Below are 15,163 nucleotides of genomic sequence, written 5' to 3'. Positions count from 1 at the left end.
TCCCTGAGTTTTTTATACTCACACAATTTAGTTTAATTAGGAGAAAATCATGCCTGAAAACAACCAGGAACAAGAAAAAAATCAAGAAAATACACCCTTCTTTGAACGCTACTTAGAAGGTCAGGAATCTGAGGAAGTTTCTGAGGAACTCTCTGAAGAAGAATCTGATTCTATCAGTGGTGGTCTTAAGTTTGTAACACGAGCATATCCCTCTGATCGGGAAGGTTATAAACCCATTAATGTGACAATGCGCTATCCCTCGGATCGGGAATAAAAAATCAAACAGAGAAATTATAGTTAAGCTAATCGTCATTTAAATTGCATCCCCACGTCTTTTTAGCAATTTTAATTATGCAACTTAAAAGCACATCAGCTTATCCTTTTTCTTCTGCTTATTCAATTTGATAAAAGTCTGTTTTTTTTACAAATATTTAATGGCAGACTTTTTTTGCAATTTTATCAGCTTTTATCAGGATAATATATCTTAAGTATGACTGTTTTAATTATTACTCACAGTCAAGATAACCAAAGTATTCCTCTAGTTATCCAGGCAATTGAGAATCAAGGGGGGAAAGCATTTCGCTTTGATACTGACCGATTTCCTATAGATATACAGTTGGATATTTACTATGGTAAAGGTGAGCAATTAGTTCTAACTAGCGATGAGCAAAAGTTAGATTTGAGTGAAGTGTCCGCAGTTTGGTATCGACGGATTGAAGTGGGGAAGAGAATTCCCAAAATGACTAATCCACAAATTCGAGAGGCTTCAATTGGTGAATCATACACCACTATTCAGGGAATGATTAGCAGTATCAAGGGGTTTCACCTTGACTCTGTACCAAATATTCGCCGAGCAGAAAATAAGCAGCTACAACTACAAGTAGCAAGAGAGATAGGTCTTGATACCCCACGGACTCTAACTACAAATAATCCAGAGGTAGTGAAGCGATTTGCCCAAGAATGTGAGCAGGGTATGATTACAAAAATGCTTTCTTCCTTCGCTATTTATGATGAGCAAGGTCGAGACAGTGTTGTGTTTACTAATCCAGTCAAACCCGAAGACCTCAACGACCTCAATGGACTACGTTTTTGTCCAATGACATTTCAGGAGAACATCCCCAAAGCCCTTGAATTGCGGACAACTATTGTCGGAAAGCGTGTGTTCACCGCCGCAGTTGATTCCCAGTCACGGGAAAAGGCACGTTACGATTGGCGACAAGAAGGTATTGCCTTCATGAAATCTTGGCAGCCCTACACCTTACCCCAAGATGTAGAAGAGAAGTTGTTAAAACTCATGGCTTACTTCCACTTGAACTATGGGGCAATTGATATCATTGTCACCCCTGAGCATCGATATGTATTCCTAGAGGTCAATCCTTGTGGTGAGTTTTTCTGGCTAGAACTATGCCCCGGATTGCCAATTTCCCACGCAATTGCTGAACGTCTGCTAACTCAGTCTGAGAGGGTGTTTGAAAACTATCACAAAGGTCAGACATAACTTTGGATTGTTTCATCAAATTAGAAATGAAGAAATTGATGATAAAGCTTAAAAATTTTACATTTTCTTTTTACAAAGGCATATTATCAGAATTACTGTTCAGAGGATTTGTTCAAAGTTTCATAATACTTTTTATAGTCACACTTGTCGGTATTCCTCTGAAAGTGATTGCATCCAAAGATAATTCCAATAATGAAATTGAAACTCTCCAAATTGATATCACACAACAGGATCTCATAAATATTGATGAACTAGTTACCATTGCTCAACGTAATTCTTCTCAAATACGGGAGGCAAAAGCTGCAATGGGTTTAAGTCCTTTTAATGATGTGATGAGTGTCGAATTATCTGCATCAACGGATAACTCATTTACAAGCTATGAGGATTTTTACATCACTCTCACAATTGACCCAATTAAAATGTTGACCGCAACTAAACAATTATCTGTTGTCGAAAATCGTTGGCATGAAGAAAAGCGTCTCAAACGAGTAGCTGTTGTACAGTCCTATGTCGAATATCTGCAAGCGCGGCAAGCCTCGAAAATTGCCGTCTACCAAATGCAAAAATTTACTGGCGACTCACGCATTGCAAGTATTGATACCCAAATCAAGCCTCAAAAGATCATTAATCATATTAGCAATGCTGATTATGTTGCAGCTGCAACAGAAATGCTAAATACGAATACACGCGAACGAGTGGCTTTAGAGCAACTAGCAGCTTGTGTTGGCTTATCGCCACAAGCAACAACTACCATCATCAACAAACCATAAATTGTCAATATCTTCTTAGTACAACTTAAAATTAGTCAAAAATTAAATTTATGAATCAGCTAATTTCTGTAGTTAAATCTGATAATAGTCTATCTGGTGAAAGCAATCTTCATTCAGCAAAATTTCCTATGCCTTTTTATCGCCAACTAGGGCGCACTGATTTAACAGTAAGTTGTTTGGGAATAGGTGGTGGAGGTGGTATTTCGAGTGAAGATACACTCTATGCTTTCGATCAAGGAATTAACTTTTTTTTCTATTCCAGCGATTTGCATCATTTTATTTATCAAAATATGGCATCTGGCCTGCGCCAACTGTGTGGACGCGGTTCTTCTGTTCGAGAAAAAGTGGTTTTAGCGGCTGTAACTTATATTAAGAGTCCAGAATCTTTATTTGGTACTCTGATGGATCAGTTTGAAGAATTAGGAATTGATTATATCGATGTATTGTTTTGGGGTTGGGTCGGCGATCGCGATGGTGGAGTTATCCAAGATTGTTTCGAGCATTCTCCCTATTTGCGGGGGACAAATACGGTATATCAAAGATATGTAGAAGAGAGTTATGGCGCGTCTGAGCGGCTGAAGAAGATGGGTGCTGTTCGTTATATTGGCGCATCGTTTCACAATCTCGATCATGCTCAAGCATGGCTCAATCATCCTTTTTTAGATGTGGTCATGGTAAGACATAATCCTGCTCATCGAACAGCACAGAAAAAAATATTTGCCAATTTAGATTCACAAGATCCACAACGTTCAGGAATTGTGACTTTTAAATCCATCGGTGAACATATAATACCATCTCCAGCATTGCCTGAGTGGTGTTGGCGACCTGATATACCTGATTATTATCGTTATTCTCTATCACAAAACTGTGTAGATGTTGCCTTAATGGGAGCGACGAACAGACAAGAAATTGATGAGGCGATCGCCGCAGTCAAAAAAGGCAAACTTTCCCCGGCTGAGATTGAACATATCAATATCTATGGTGACATATTTCGTTACGGATTGAATATTAATCAAATCCATCCCTTCCAATTATTTAAACTTCTGCGACAGCCTCAAACTTAGTAAACAAAATAGGCTCAGAATTAATATCCTAGATTTATTTAATAAATCTAGGATATTTGTTTGAAAATCAATATATTTTAGGGCTAAAAATACCTAAAAATTAAGTAGTCAATAATAAATATCCATGATTCACAACTTGATTTAATTCACATATTATAAAAGTAATCAGACACAACTTCAACTCCTTTTTTGAGTTAGGTATACCTGATTTAAACATAGCTAATTGGAGAATAAATTATGACTCAAAATTCTGAAGGAATTACCCCAATTACATTGGAAGAACGGATTATTGCGAAAGCAATGGAAGACCCTGCTTATAAGCAACGTTTGTTGAATGACGCTAAAGCAGTAGTAGAAGAAGAATTGGGTGAAAAATTAGATGAAGATATCACAATTCAGGTGTTACAACAAAATGCAAAACATCTTTATCTGGTTTTACCATTAAATATTGATGATTTGATTCATGATGGTATGATTTCTCAGGAAGAATTAGAAGCAGTAGCTGGTGGCAAAGTTTTCTCTCGAGGAGGTAAGTCCTATAGTATTAATCCAGGAAATCTGACACCAAATACACGAACATTGAAAAATGTTGAATCAGCTTTAAAGGTTTCAGTGGCAGCTGTAAGTACAATTGTCTTAAGTCGAAGAGCTACTACTAAGCCATAGTCGTTCATTTTACTAGAAAAGTTATTGTTTTCAGCTTACACTGTCTCTTAGAAAAAGTGTTTTATAAGCAACAGAACAGAGCAGAAAACAATACTTTTAAAGATTCAGGAGAGCAGTGCGATTGCAGTGAATAGCTGTTTTTATTGAGAATCAAGCTATGTAACTAAAAATTAAAACCCAGTCTCACATATCGCTCCCTTTCAAGATATCCTTTAAGCAAACTAATCAAACTTCAAACATGACGATAAATTCTGAAGAATTCAACCCCCAAACATTGGACAATCATATTATTGCAAAAGCAATAGAAGATGCTGCTTATAAACAGCGTTTGCTGAATAATCCTAAAGCAGTAGTAGAAGAAGAATTAGGCTCAGATTTGCCAGAAGATGTCACAGTTCAAGTACTACAGCAAAGTGCAAAACATCTTTATCTGTTGTTACCAATAGATATTGACGAACTGGTTCGTGAAGGTCTTATTACCCAACAAGAATTAGAAGCAGTAGCAGGTGGTAGACTTAGGATTACTCTACCTGGAAGGGTAAAAGGTAAGTCAGAATTTTTCCAAAGTGTGACAGGCAATATTGCAACAGTGGCATCTTTAGTTTCTACTCTATACAGTGCCATCAGGAGTAGAAAAGGGTAATAAAATTTAACACAAATCTTGCACCTGTGTGAGAAACCAGATTTATTAGGAATATTGACTGGTCAAAAGCCTAATTCTTCGTTTATAAACCTGGTTTCTCCATGCTTCTTGAGAATGGTACAAGATATGACTGTAAGCACAATAATTATTGACTGGAAAATCAATCATGATTACAAATTCTGAAGCATTAAATCCCCAAGATTTGCAAGAGCATATTATTGCTAAGGCACTAGAAGATCCTGCTTATAAACAACGCTTAATCAGCGATACTAGAGCAGTACTAGAAGAAGAATTAGGTACAAATTTACCAGAAGATTTGTCAGTTCAGGTTTTACAACAGAGTCCTAAGCATCTCTATTTGTTGTTGCCATTGGATATTGATGAACTAGTTCGTAATGGGATTATTTCTGAGTCAGAAGTAGAGGCTGTTGCAGGAGGAGGAATAGTTTCGCTAATTGGAAACACACTTGCTCAGGTGTCTATTTTTACGAGCATACAGTATTCTATCGACTATGCTCTTAGAAAGACAAAGAAGAGAAGATGATTTGCTTTGACCTTTTTCTTAAAATCACAACCAAAGAAAAAGATTAAATGTGAACAGCCATAAAAATCATCCGAAATAAGCAAATATCCTCCTGGATTAGCGAGTTACCAATACTAACTTTCAAGAGAGTGACAGTAATAAAAGTTCAAGTTTATTAACCACCGGAGAATCAATCATGACTACAAACTCAGAAGCATTAAATCCCCAACAATTTCAAGAGCATGTCATTGCTAAGGCAATGGAAGATCCTGCTTATAAGCAACGCTTGTTAAGCAATACTAAAGCGGTGTTAGAAGAAGAATTAGGTGAAAAGCTACCAGCAGATTTAACAGTTCAAGTTCTACAACAGAGTTCAAAACAACTCTATTTGCTGTTGCCAATTGATATTGATGAACTGGTTCGTGATGGGGTTCTCTCTGAGTCGGAATTAGAAGCTGTAGCGGGAGGATTTTTCTTTCTTGCTTCACTTGCTTCACCATATATTGCTAAACAATCCCCAAGAATATCAAAAGCAGTAAAGGGAGTGTTTAAATAACAATTCCATCTTGTTTTTGAAAGTTCAAAAGGATAATAGCAGGTTGGGTTGAATGTAGTGAAACCTAACTAGCTCCGAAAATGTTGGTTTGCCGTGCAGGATATTGCTACGTCAATCAATCCAACCTACGTAATTTCAGGTTTTTGGCTCTAACTGAGATTTTTAAACTATAACCATTGGAGAGGAAATCATGACTGCAAATTCTGAAGAATTTAACGTGGAAGAATTTAAAAATAGCCTAATTTCTAAGGCAATAGAAGACCCTACTTACAAGGAACGCTTGTTAAGTGATACTAAAGCAGTTGTAGAAGAAGAACTAGGTACAAATTTACCTGAAGATTTGACAATTCAGGCTGTACAACAGAGTCAAAAACGACTTTATTTGTTGTTACCGGTCAAGATTGATGACGAGGTTCATGATGAAATCCTCAGTGACGAAGAATTAGATGCGGTAGCTGGAGGTTATACGAAGAAAATTTGGAAGGGAATAGGACAGGCAACTGTACGAATTTCGAAAGCATTATGATAAAAGGCAATCAGAAGCGTAGTGCAACCTGCATAATGCTAACAATTACTCAGATGATAGATTAAACTGCCACCTCTTGCCTTATATCTGGCTGTTGTGCATTTTTAATGCACAACAGTTTACTCAGTTTTTTTTGAAACAGAATTGCATCGGATTCAAGTCAATCTCTAAAATAAAAACTTTTTAGATGTCTTATGGAATTTTCCCGCGAACAATTAGTTAACATCGTAGAAAAAGCCAGTACGCTATCTGAGCGTCTTAGTTCTAAATTTATAGTCAACAGGACAAAAACAATTGATAATTTAGTGAATACTAGGATAGAAAAATGGCGTGAGTCTGCTGCTAATGGAGATGATAAAAAGTTTGAAAATCGTTTGGCTTGGGATGGGTTGACCTTAGAAGATGCTCGCCGTGCTGTTGCTCCTGTTTCTCTAGTTGATCAAATCAATTTACCTGCTTGGACAGAAACATTAAATGAAGGTGTTAAAGCAGCTACAATTGCTTTTTCCCAAGACATAAAGTATAACTGCATTGACGCTGAAGAACCGATTCCTTTTGAAGAACTATTTCTACCCTTTGTTTATATAGCTAGACAAAAACTAGCTGCGCGAACAGGACAAAATTATCACCAGCTTTCAGACACGGCTCATGGACTACTAGAACGGAGGTTGCTGATTTCTTTTTCTGAGATAGGCGCTCATGTTGCGGAGTTGAAATTTTCTAGTTTTCGCGCAACTAGACAATCTGCGATCGCCTATATTCTCAAACAATCAGAAAATCATGTCAGCCGCGATCGCTATGAAGCATTTATCAATCAGATGCTCAATAATAATGGACTTATAGCTTTTTTTCAAGAGTATCCTGTGTTGGCAAAGCTATTAGCAATTAAGATAGATTTCTGGCTTGATGCTATTGAAGAATTTTTGTCGCAATTAGCCGCAGATTATCCAGAGATTCAGCAAGTATTTCAGCCAGATGCAGATTTAGGACAGGTGGTTGAAGTTAAATCCAATCTTTCCGATCCTCATAATGACCACCATACTGTGATTATTATTACCTTTGCCTCTGACTTGAAGTTAGTATATAAACCCAAAAGTTTACATATAGATGAAGCATACTTCAATTTTTTGTCCTGGTTTAACCAACAAGAAATTGATTTATCATTTAAGTGCCTAAAAATATTAAATCGTCCCAATTATGGATGGGTTGAATTTGTAGAATCTTTACCTTGTGAAAATCAACAAGCCGTACAACGCTTTTATCAGCGAACTGGTATCTTATTAGGTTTGTTATATATATTGAAAGGTAACGATTGCCATGTAGAAAACCTTATAGCTTGTGGGGAACATCCAGTTATCATCGATTTAGAAACGATAATGCACCCCACAATTAAGGAGCAAGCAGATTCATATACAAGTCAAAATGCACTTGAATTGGCTCTAAGATTTCTTGTACAAAATTCTGTATTACAAACTCATTTGCTACCTCAATGGCACACAGCATTAGGTGGAAAATTAGTTTACGATCTCAGCCCATTAGCGGTAAGCGATGATGAAGATAGTAAACATGACAGTCCCATTTTTATCGACATTAACACCGATAAAATGCGTCTTAAGTATGAGCCAATTTCTATAGATTTTGGGAAAAGTCATCTCCCATTATTGGGAGAAACGTATATATCTCCAGATAATTATGTAGAAGATTTAATCATCGGATTCCAAAAAATATATCATTTCATCATTGATCACCGAGAAGTCCTGTTAGATACTAATAGTCCCTTATTAAATTTTTCGCATCAACGAATTCGGCTGCTCTTTCGGGGAACTCAATCTTATGCTTCGATATTAGATAATGCTCAAAGACCTGAATATTTCAAAGACGGAGTTGAGCGCAATATTAAACTTGAGCTTCTGAGTCGAGCTTATCTGACAGAGGAAACTAAACCTTTATTTTGGCCATTGTTACAGCAAGAACTGCGTTCAATGGTGCAGATGGATATTCCCTATTTTAGCGCATTTACAGATAGCGATCGCTTATTCGCCGGCTTGTCATCAACGCCTTTTACAGATTGCATGACACCCACCTATCCAGATGTTATCGCTCGAATTCAACAACTTAGTGAAACTGACTTAAAGCGACAAATAGAAGTTATTCGAGGTGCTTTTAATACTAGTATTGCCGATAGTTCAGAAGGTACTTTATCTATAAATCCTGAACAAACTGAGCCAATTTATGAAAATATTACACCATTAAGTCGGAACGAATGCTTAGAAAAAGCAATTGCGATCGCTAAAGAAATTCAATCGCAAGCATTTTATAGTGATGATGGTAGTGCCGCATGGATTGGATTGGAATATATTCCAACAGTCAAACGATTTCAGCTAAAGGCACTAGGCTATCATTTATATGACGGTAGTTGTGGCATCGCTCTATTTTTAGCAGCAGTATCGGTAGTGATGAAGGATAATCAATATCGTAGTTTAGCTCTCCAGGGATTGCAACCATTACGCCAACATTTACAAAATTTAGAGACAGAAAAGCCGACGAATGATATTGGGCTTGGCAAAGGTTTAAACTTAAAGAAACCAACAGAATTAACCGAGTCTGTTAATATTGGGGCTTGCGTAGGATTAGGCTCAATTATCTATGCACTAGTTCAAATTAGTAACTTGCTAAATGAGGCAAGCTTGTTAGATAATGCCAAACAGGTTGCTAGTTTAATCACAACAGAGATAATTAGCCAAGATCAAGAGTTAAATATTAGTTCAGGTGCTGCGGGGTCAATTTTAGCACTATTAGCCTTGTACAAAGCTACTGGGGATGCAAAATATTTAGAACTGGCTGTTACCTGTGGAAATCATATATTGAGCCAAGAAATTACCAGCGATGTGGGTATAAAAAGTTGGGCTACTGACGGGAAAAAACTTTTGGCAGGATTTGCTTATGGAGCAGCTGGTATTGCCTACGCCTTGTTGAGATTATATGATATCACTTTAGATTCTAGTTTCTTCTTAGGCGCAAAAGAAGCGATCGCTTATGAACGTAGTCTTTTTGTCCCCGAAGCTGGTAATAAAGATAGCTCATTCATGACTAGCTGGAGTAATGGTGCGGCTGGCGTTGTTTTAGCTCGTTTGGGTAGTTTAGAAGTACTTGATACTGATGAAATTCGTCAAGAGATTGAGATTGGTTTAAATACAATCCAAAAAAGTAGTTTTGACAAAGTTGATCGGCTTTCTTGTGGCAACTTTGGCATCATTGATATTCTCCTAGAAGCTTCTACTAGACTCTCACATCCAAGTTTATTAAAAGATGCACAACAACGAGCAGCATCAGTTGTGCACAAAGCACAACTGACTGGTTCTTTTTATTTGTTTTCCAAGTATCACCAAGATATGTATAATCCTAGCTTTTTCAATGGAATGGCCGGAATTGGCTATGGATTATTAAGATTTAGCTATCCAAAATTATTACCCTCAATTTTGCTGTTTGATTGTAATTAGGACTTACGCATTGAAAACCTGAAACCTAGATCCTTTCCTTCCTAACCTTATATCTTGCACCTAGCCCTGGCGATTAGAAATCGCGGCTATACAAACAAGGTCCGCCTACGCGGACTAATGCAAAACCCGCACTTCAACCCGCGTAGGTGGTCACTGAGTTTGTTGAAGTGCGGGTAAAGCCTCGTGTAGGCGTGACTTCCAATGGCCTGGTGCAAGATATCAGTAACCCCCCTTAAAATCTATTCACTACAAAATGGAGAGGAAGAGGCTGCCGTCGGCAGCCTCTTCCTCTCATAATGATTATTATTTTTATTGGCTGTATATTTTATTTTCTTGAAGCACATTAGGAATAAGAACTTTTCGGCCACTGCCCTCATTAAATATTGCTACAGGTTCTTGAGCAATATCTTGCAAATCAATAGACTTTAAAAAGTTAGCCCAATTAGTTTTGAGATTATTATTTTGTGAATCAGTCCGAAGTAGTTCGCCCAATTCGGTGAGAGCGTCATACCAAATCTTTTGATCAAAATAAGTTAAATACTTACGAGATTTTACCGCCTTTAATTTGAGTTCAAGTTCTTTTGTGAGAGCAATTCTTTCTATCCAGGCATCAACGTAAAAATATTTAGCTTCTGGTTGTCCACAATAGATTTTAAAATACCATTGATATTTATTACCTATTTTTAGAGCATATTTAGGATTTGATGGCAGGTTAATGCTGATGACTGCTGATGCTGGAGGAAGCGTTAAAGATGTTCGGTAAATATCTTCTCCGGCTTCATCTTGCAAAATAAATTCTGCATTGCGAGTATTATTCGGTAGCTCTGGAGTATAGACCCAAAAGGTTGGATACTCGGAAATGGTTGAGGCTAACAAAGATGTGGAGTCTTGAAAATCATTTAACCTTTCTTTACCAGGAACTAAGGCGGTAACTGGAATCTTGAGTGCTGGACAATCATTGCGACTAGTTCCTCCTCTGCGGCGACCGACTGGCGCTCCATTGTCAGGTAATGGGGGTGGCGGCACTGATTGATTTTGCTGGAGGTTAGTACGAGTTGTGCCTAATTTGACAATTGATGCTTGCATTGGTAAAGAAGAACTTGCCAAACTAGCGATCGCCAAAGGAACAAAGAATCTCAGGCTAATTAATGTAAGAAGTTGTGTCTTCTGAATCATAAGTTCAAAACCTAAATTTTTTGGCGTTTCCTAAACTAGGATCGGCGATGTCTCGAACTGACGAACGATACAACTGCCACTGGGACAGTTACCAGTGCTAATGCAGGTGGAATTAGTGGTATCCATCCTGCGTTGATAAATGTAATACAGCAAATACAGAAAAGAAGGGAAAGTGCGATCGCAACTGCTAACCCCAGATACAAGGGGCGACGAATGCACCAAGCAAGAATACCCCCCAACAATGACCATCCCAAGATCCACAGTGCTTCTAGCCAACTAGGCCACCACCAAATTAAGGGTCGCCCATCCAGAACTGCGCCCAGAATTTGAGCGATCGCCTGAGCTTGAACAAAGATTCCTGGTATTTGTTTACGACTGGGAACTGCTGTGAGACTATAGGGGGTTTTCCAGCGATCGGTGGCGCTGGCAGCAGTAACGCCGATGATTATTATACGATCTTTAACTAAGTTAATCAATTCAGGCGTAACTCGATTTTCTAAAATCTCTCTGAGAGAAACTTGCTGGGCAATATCTACAGGAGAGCGCAAAGAACGATAATTAAGCAGTACTTGATAACCAGACGCATCTATGTTTTGATAACCACTACTATGAGTAGTTAATTGTTTGAAAAGTACTTTGCCAATCTGTAATTGCCTATCGGCAGTCACATTTGATTTAATACCCTGAGCATCTAAATAGTGGAGTGCTATCTGGAGGTTTAAGGCATATTGTGTGGCGCAAGGGGACGTAACTGGAGGGGTTAAATGTAACAGATGGCGACGAGTAACTTCATCATCGTCAGCAACAAAATCGCTAAAGCCCAAGCGGGATTTTGGCACTTCTGGAGGTTGAGGAATGCCATCTGGAACACCATCTTCAGGAGATGGAACTTTGCAGGGAGCAAAAAAGCGAGTGTCGGAGCGCAGGCGATTTGCTAAATCTGGATAGTTAGGGTTGACGGGAAAATCACGATAGATATCTATTCCTATGGTTCTTGGTTGATATTGCTCTAGTTTTTCTAGAAGTTGCAGAAGTGCTTGATCGGATAAAGACCATCGGATCGGCATTTGCAACTGATTTTGATATTGAATATCAGCTTCATCGATAGTCACTAATAAAAGGCGCGGATCTGGTTTTTCTATTGGTCGTAGCGCCATCAGGTGATCGAAACTTTTTAACTCAAAGGGTTGGAGTATGCCCACATACCTGATACCCGTAACTAAAAAGGCGATCGCTAAACTCACACTAATTACTTTACCAAGGTTGCGCCAAGTGTTGGCCAAGTCACTGGCAGCTTGAGTTCTCGCTCTCCACAAGGATAACTCTTTTTTCCCGGCGCTTAACTGATTAATTTGGAGGTCTTGGTTTCGGCTTACCTTGAGTTGCTCTAAAATTATCTGCGGTTTTAGAGGTCGCTCTTGGGGCGCAGGGATCATCAAATCGTCGATTAAATTGGCTAAACCAGGAGAAATCTCAGGTGCTTGTTCTCGCCAAATTAAGCGACCGCTTTGGGGATGTTTCGGTAAATCATTAGGGTGTATTCCTGTCAATAAATTTACAAACGTCCGCCCTAGAGCGAAATAATCTGATTGATAACCAGCTTGACCTTGAATTTGCTCTGGTGCCGTATATCCCAGAGAATAAACTCTAGTAATGTCACCTCCTTCTAGTTTTTCAACATAAGTCACGGTCACTTGTCTCGCCGCGCCAAAGTCAATTAATACCAGTTTCCCATCAGGACGAACCATGATGTTAGATGGCTTAATATCTCGATGCAAAATTTTTTCTCTATGGAATTCTTCTAATAATTTGACAAGTTGTAGTAACCAATCAATTGCTGATTCTTCAGATAATGCGCCATTTTCTTCTAACCAACTAGCTAGATTCTGCCCGGGAATTTTATCCATTACCAAGCAAGGCAATTTCTCATATCTATCTTGAGGAGAAAAACAGAAACAAGTATCAACTTGGGGAACTTCTAGATGTCTCAACTGTTTGAGAATTCTAGCTTCTTGCTCAAACATTTCAATTAATCGACGGCGATTGCTAATCAAAACTTTTAGAACTTTTGTTGTTCCTAAGTTATCTATTTCAAATATTTCTGTATGGTGATTTTGATTTAATTCTCGTAATGGCTTAATTACGCGATAACGCTCGTTAATGATTAAGCTAGAGCCACAGTTCTGGCAAAACTCTTGATCGTCGGGATTTTTGCGATTAAGACACCAGGGATTGATACAGTAGCTCATATTTAAACATTTTATATTTGCAAAAAAATTAACTGTTATCGATAGCTGATATCACTGAGATCCAATTTTAGTTCTAAGAGCAGGCTTTCAATATTGCTTTTGGCGTAGCCGACAACTAGCGAAGTTTTGCCTTGCAAGAAAGAGAGAATTTTAGTTAGCTGCTGCTCAATCAGACTTTCATCTTTTAAAATTTTACATAGTTTGTTCTTAATGGGTTTCAAGATTAAGCAAAGTTGCATTTCTTGGATAGCTTTATCTGTTTGTGTCTTTTTAACCAAGGCTAGTGTTCTCAAAAGCTCAATTTTCTCAATTTTTTGATTTTTACCAAATTCCCGAATTTCTGTACAAATATGCTCACAGATTTGGTTGATGACGTATTGGGAAACTACAGGCTGCTGAAGTGAGAATACCACATCTTCTTCTACCACAGTTCTTTCAATGAGCGATCGCCTCAAAAGTGATTCTAAGGCTTCAATTAATTCTGCTTGAGCCACAGGTGCTAAGATATCCGCACGCAATTGAGATAGAGAAATCGGTTGATACTCAATGGCCAGCCAGTAGAGGATTTCTTGTTCTAGAGCCGATATGTACTCGAATTGTTCATCCAAAATGTCGTTGAGTTCGCCAAAAACAATCGTCTCTTGTCTCAGGAAGGCAGAAACTTTGCCACCGAACAATTCTTGAATCGTACTAGCAACGATTTTTAAAGCTAAGGGATTACCTCTATAAAGTTGAATTAAATCATCCCAACTATTTGGATCTAATAATTTTTTATCTTTGAATATTTCCTTGGCTTGTGAGTCTAACCCCTTGAGACACAAAGAGCGAACCGGGCGATTTTCTCCTTCCATCATCACGATTTCTCTTGGTTTCTCACGAGCTATCCACATCAAGCAGCTACGATGAGATTCTTGCCCTAATCGTCTTAATAACTTGCCATAGGTTTGATATCCTTCTCGATAATGTCCAGAAAAATGGCTACTTTGCTGGATTCCCGTTGTTGTATCTAGAACGATTAGACAACGATGTTGGCGTAAAAAACTAATGAAATCAGAGATTTGAACGTCAATGTCTTCTTCTGCCAAATAATTGTTTGATAGGAGAAGACATTGCCTTAGTTCAGCCAACAGTTGGCTGACTGATGGAGCGCTCCGCAAATCTCGCCAAATTACGAACTCAAATTCATGCTGTATCTGTTGAGTGCAATGTACAGACAGAGTTGTTTTGCCAATTCCCCCCATTCCCACAACTGCTACCAGTCGGCAACTATCATTGACGAGCCATTTTTTTAACGTGGTAAGTTCTTGAGTGCGTCCGTAGAAAATATTGATTTCTGGTACTTCACCCCAATCTTGGTAAGGTTTTGTTTGATTGCTGATTAGGCGATCGCTCTGGATTATACTTGCTGGTGATAAAGAATTCACCAATTCAGGCGAAGGTAATATTTTCTCTGGTTCGCCTCCCCACAGCTGCTCAATGATAAATCGAAAATTTGTTTTACTAATGTCCTCTCCCAAGGCTTCTGACAACAATTTCCAAAGCTTGGGGGCTGCTACTTGTTTGATGTAACCCAGGCTGTATTGACAAGTTTCTGCAATTTGTTCATAGGTTTTAGCCTGCCAAGCTCCTCGTAGTACAATAGCCTCTACATCTCTCAAGTGCTGGCCAGTGTTGGTGAGAAGGACATTATCTATGGTTGTTATGACTTCTTCCAAATTCATTGACGGTTAAGAGTGTACATAAATTACTTCCTATATATTAACTCTTGTATTAACTTTGTTTTAATAGGATGAGTACAGATTATCCGCAATCATCATGCTACCACCTCAAGACAGTATAAACAATTAGTGTTTAGTCTATTTGTCCAAATATATCTGAAAAACATCTCCAGTCTCAATACGGTTCGGATAAGACTCGATCCACCAACCCCACTTCAAAAGAGAGGTTTTCCATATACGGTGAAAATATTTTACTCAGTAATCAGATCAAAAA

At 38.3% G+C, this 15,163-nt stretch carries 13 protein-coding genes; 10 read left to right on the top strand and 3 right to left on the bottom strand.

The features are described from left to right. The first annotated feature begins 49 nt into the window (after nt 1–49). From A4S05_RS02690 to A4S05_RS02645, 10 genes are all read left to right on the top strand, one after another. Nucleotides 50–274 carry a microviridin/marinostatin family tricyclic proteinase inhibitor gene (locus A4S05_RS02690; protein ID WP_069068281.1) on the top strand — a complete coding sequence of 75 codons (225 nt, stop codon included), beginning with the start codon at nt 50–52 and terminating at the stop codon, nt 272–274. A gap of 216 nt (nt 275–490) precedes the next feature. Further along, the gene (locus tag A4S05_RS02685; RefSeq protein WP_069068280.1) at nt 491–1,498 is read left to right on the top strand and encodes an MvdD family ATP-grasp ribosomal peptide maturase; all 1,008 of its coding nucleotides are present in this window, start codon (nt 491–493) and stop codon (nt 1,496–1,498) included. Between the two features lie 164 nt (nt 1,499–1,662). Next, nucleotides 1,663–2,268 (top strand): hypothetical protein, encoded by a 606-nt coding sequence (locus tag A4S05_RS02680; RefSeq protein WP_256090798.1) that lies wholly within the window; start codon nt 1,663–1,665, stop codon nt 2,266–2,268. Between the two features lie 50 nt (nt 2,269–2,318). Beyond that, on the top strand, nt 2,319–3,332 hold the full coding sequence (locus tag A4S05_RS02675; protein ID WP_069068279.1) for an aldo/keto reductase: 1,014 nt from the start codon (nt 2,319–2,321) through the stop codon (nt 3,330–3,332). Between the two features lie 237 nt (nt 3,333–3,569). Further along, nucleotides 3,570–3,998, top strand: a complete 429-nt coding sequence (locus tag A4S05_RS02670; protein ID WP_069068278.1) for an NHLP leader peptide family RiPP precursor — start codon at nt 3,570–3,572, stop codon at nt 3,996–3,998. A gap of 238 nt (nt 3,999–4,236) precedes the next feature. Next, nucleotides 4,237–4,641 (top strand): NHLP leader peptide family RiPP precursor, encoded by a 405-nt coding sequence (locus tag A4S05_RS02665; RefSeq protein WP_069068277.1) that lies wholly within the window; start codon nt 4,237–4,239, stop codon nt 4,639–4,641. Between the two features lie 166 nt (nt 4,642–4,807). Next, nucleotides 4,808–5,185, top strand: coding sequence for an NHLP leader peptide family RiPP precursor (locus A4S05_RS02660; RefSeq protein ID WP_069068276.1), 378 nt, complete (start codon nt 4,808–4,810; stop codon nt 5,183–5,185). Nucleotides 5,186–5,360: 175 nt separating this feature from the next. Next, a complete protein-coding gene (locus tag A4S05_RS02655) occupies nt 5,361–5,720 on the top strand; it encodes an NHLP leader peptide family RiPP precursor (protein ID WP_069068275.1) in 360 nt (119 codons plus the stop codon). A 190-nt stretch (nt 5,721–5,910) separates the two neighbouring features. Then, on the top strand, nt 5,911–6,246 hold the full coding sequence (locus tag A4S05_RS02650; protein ID WP_069068274.1) for an NHLP leader peptide family RiPP precursor: 336 nt from the start codon (nt 5,911–5,913) through the stop codon (nt 6,244–6,246). Nucleotides 6,247–6,440: 194 nt separating this feature from the next. After that, nucleotides 6,441–9,746 carry a type 2 lanthipeptide synthetase LanM family protein gene (locus A4S05_RS02645; protein WP_069068273.1) on the top strand — a complete coding sequence of 1,102 codons (3,306 nt, stop codon included), beginning with the start codon at nt 6,441–6,443 and terminating at the stop codon, nt 9,744–9,746. Between the two features lie 309 nt (nt 9,747–10,055). On the opposite strand, the gene A4S05_RS02640 is transcribed toward A4S05_RS02645, so the two are convergent. The 3 genes from A4S05_RS02640 to A4S05_RS02630 are packed head-to-tail and all read right to left on the bottom strand — an operon-like array spanning nt 10,056 to nt 14,892. Further along, nucleotides 10,056–10,922, bottom strand: a complete 867-nt coding sequence (locus tag A4S05_RS02640) for a DUF928 domain-containing protein (RefSeq protein WP_084226959.1) — start codon at nt 10,920–10,922, stop codon at nt 10,056–10,058. A 35-nt stretch (nt 10,923–10,957) separates the two neighbouring features. Next, entirely contained in the window at nt 10,958–13,171 is a 2,214-nt protein-coding gene (locus A4S05_RS02635) for a CHASE2 domain-containing protein (RefSeq protein WP_069068272.1), read from the bottom strand. Between the two features lie 35 nt (nt 13,172–13,206). After that, nucleotides 13,207–14,892, bottom strand: a complete 1,686-nt coding sequence (locus tag A4S05_RS02630) for a helix-turn-helix domain-containing protein (RefSeq protein WP_069068271.1) — start codon at nt 14,890–14,892, stop codon at nt 13,207–13,209. Nucleotides 14,893–15,163 lie beyond the last annotated feature (271 nt).

This window comes from Nostoc sp. KVJ20 (assembly GCF_001712795.1).
Classification (GTDB): domain Bacteria; phylum Cyanobacteriota; class Cyanobacteriia; order Cyanobacteriales; family Nostocaceae; genus Nostoc.
Note: the sequence above shows the minus strand (reverse complement) of the source record. Positions and strands in the feature narration are given on the sequence as shown.

What these genes read in the sequence shown, in the direction of transcription:
- A4S05_RS02690 (WP_069068281.1), top strand. Translation starts at nt 50, where the DNA reads ATGCCTGAAAACAACCAGGAACAAGAAAAAAATCAAGAAAATACACCC.
- A4S05_RS02685 (WP_069068280.1), top strand. Translation starts at nt 491, where the DNA reads ATGACTGTTTTAATTATTACTCACAGTCAAGATAACCAAAGTATTCCT.
- A4S05_RS02675 (WP_069068279.1), top strand. Translation starts at nt 2,319, where the DNA reads ATGAATCAGCTAATTTCTGTAGTTAAATCTGATAATAGTCTATCTGGT.
- A4S05_RS02670 (WP_069068278.1), top strand. Translation starts at nt 3,570, where the DNA reads ATGACTCAAAATTCTGAAGGAATTACCCCAATTACATTGGAAGAACGG.
- A4S05_RS02665 (WP_069068277.1), top strand. Translation starts at nt 4,237, where the DNA reads ATGACGATAAATTCTGAAGAATTCAACCCCCAAACATTGGACAATCAT.
- A4S05_RS02660 (WP_069068276.1), top strand. Translation starts at nt 4,808, where the DNA reads ATGATTACAAATTCTGAAGCATTAAATCCCCAAGATTTGCAAGAGCAT.
- A4S05_RS02655 (WP_069068275.1), top strand. Translation starts at nt 5,361, where the DNA reads ATGACTACAAACTCAGAAGCATTAAATCCCCAACAATTTCAAGAGCAT.
- A4S05_RS02650 (WP_069068274.1), top strand. Translation starts at nt 5,911, where the DNA reads ATGACTGCAAATTCTGAAGAATTTAACGTGGAAGAATTTAAAAATAGC.
- A4S05_RS02645 (WP_069068273.1), top strand. Translation starts at nt 6,441, where the DNA reads ATGGAATTTTCCCGCGAACAATTAGTTAACATCGTAGAAAAAGCCAGT.
- A4S05_RS02640 (WP_084226959.1), bottom strand. Translation starts at nt 10,922, where the DNA reads ATGATTCAGAAGACACAACTTCTTACATTAATTAGCCTGAGATTCTTT.
- A4S05_RS02635 (WP_069068272.1), bottom strand. Translation starts at nt 13,171, where the DNA reads ATGAGCTACTGTATCAATCCCTGGTGTCTTAATCGCAAAAATCCCGAC.
- A4S05_RS02630 (WP_069068271.1), bottom strand. Translation starts at nt 14,892, where the DNA reads ATGAATTTGGAAGAAGTCATAACAACCATAGATAATGTCCTTCTCACC.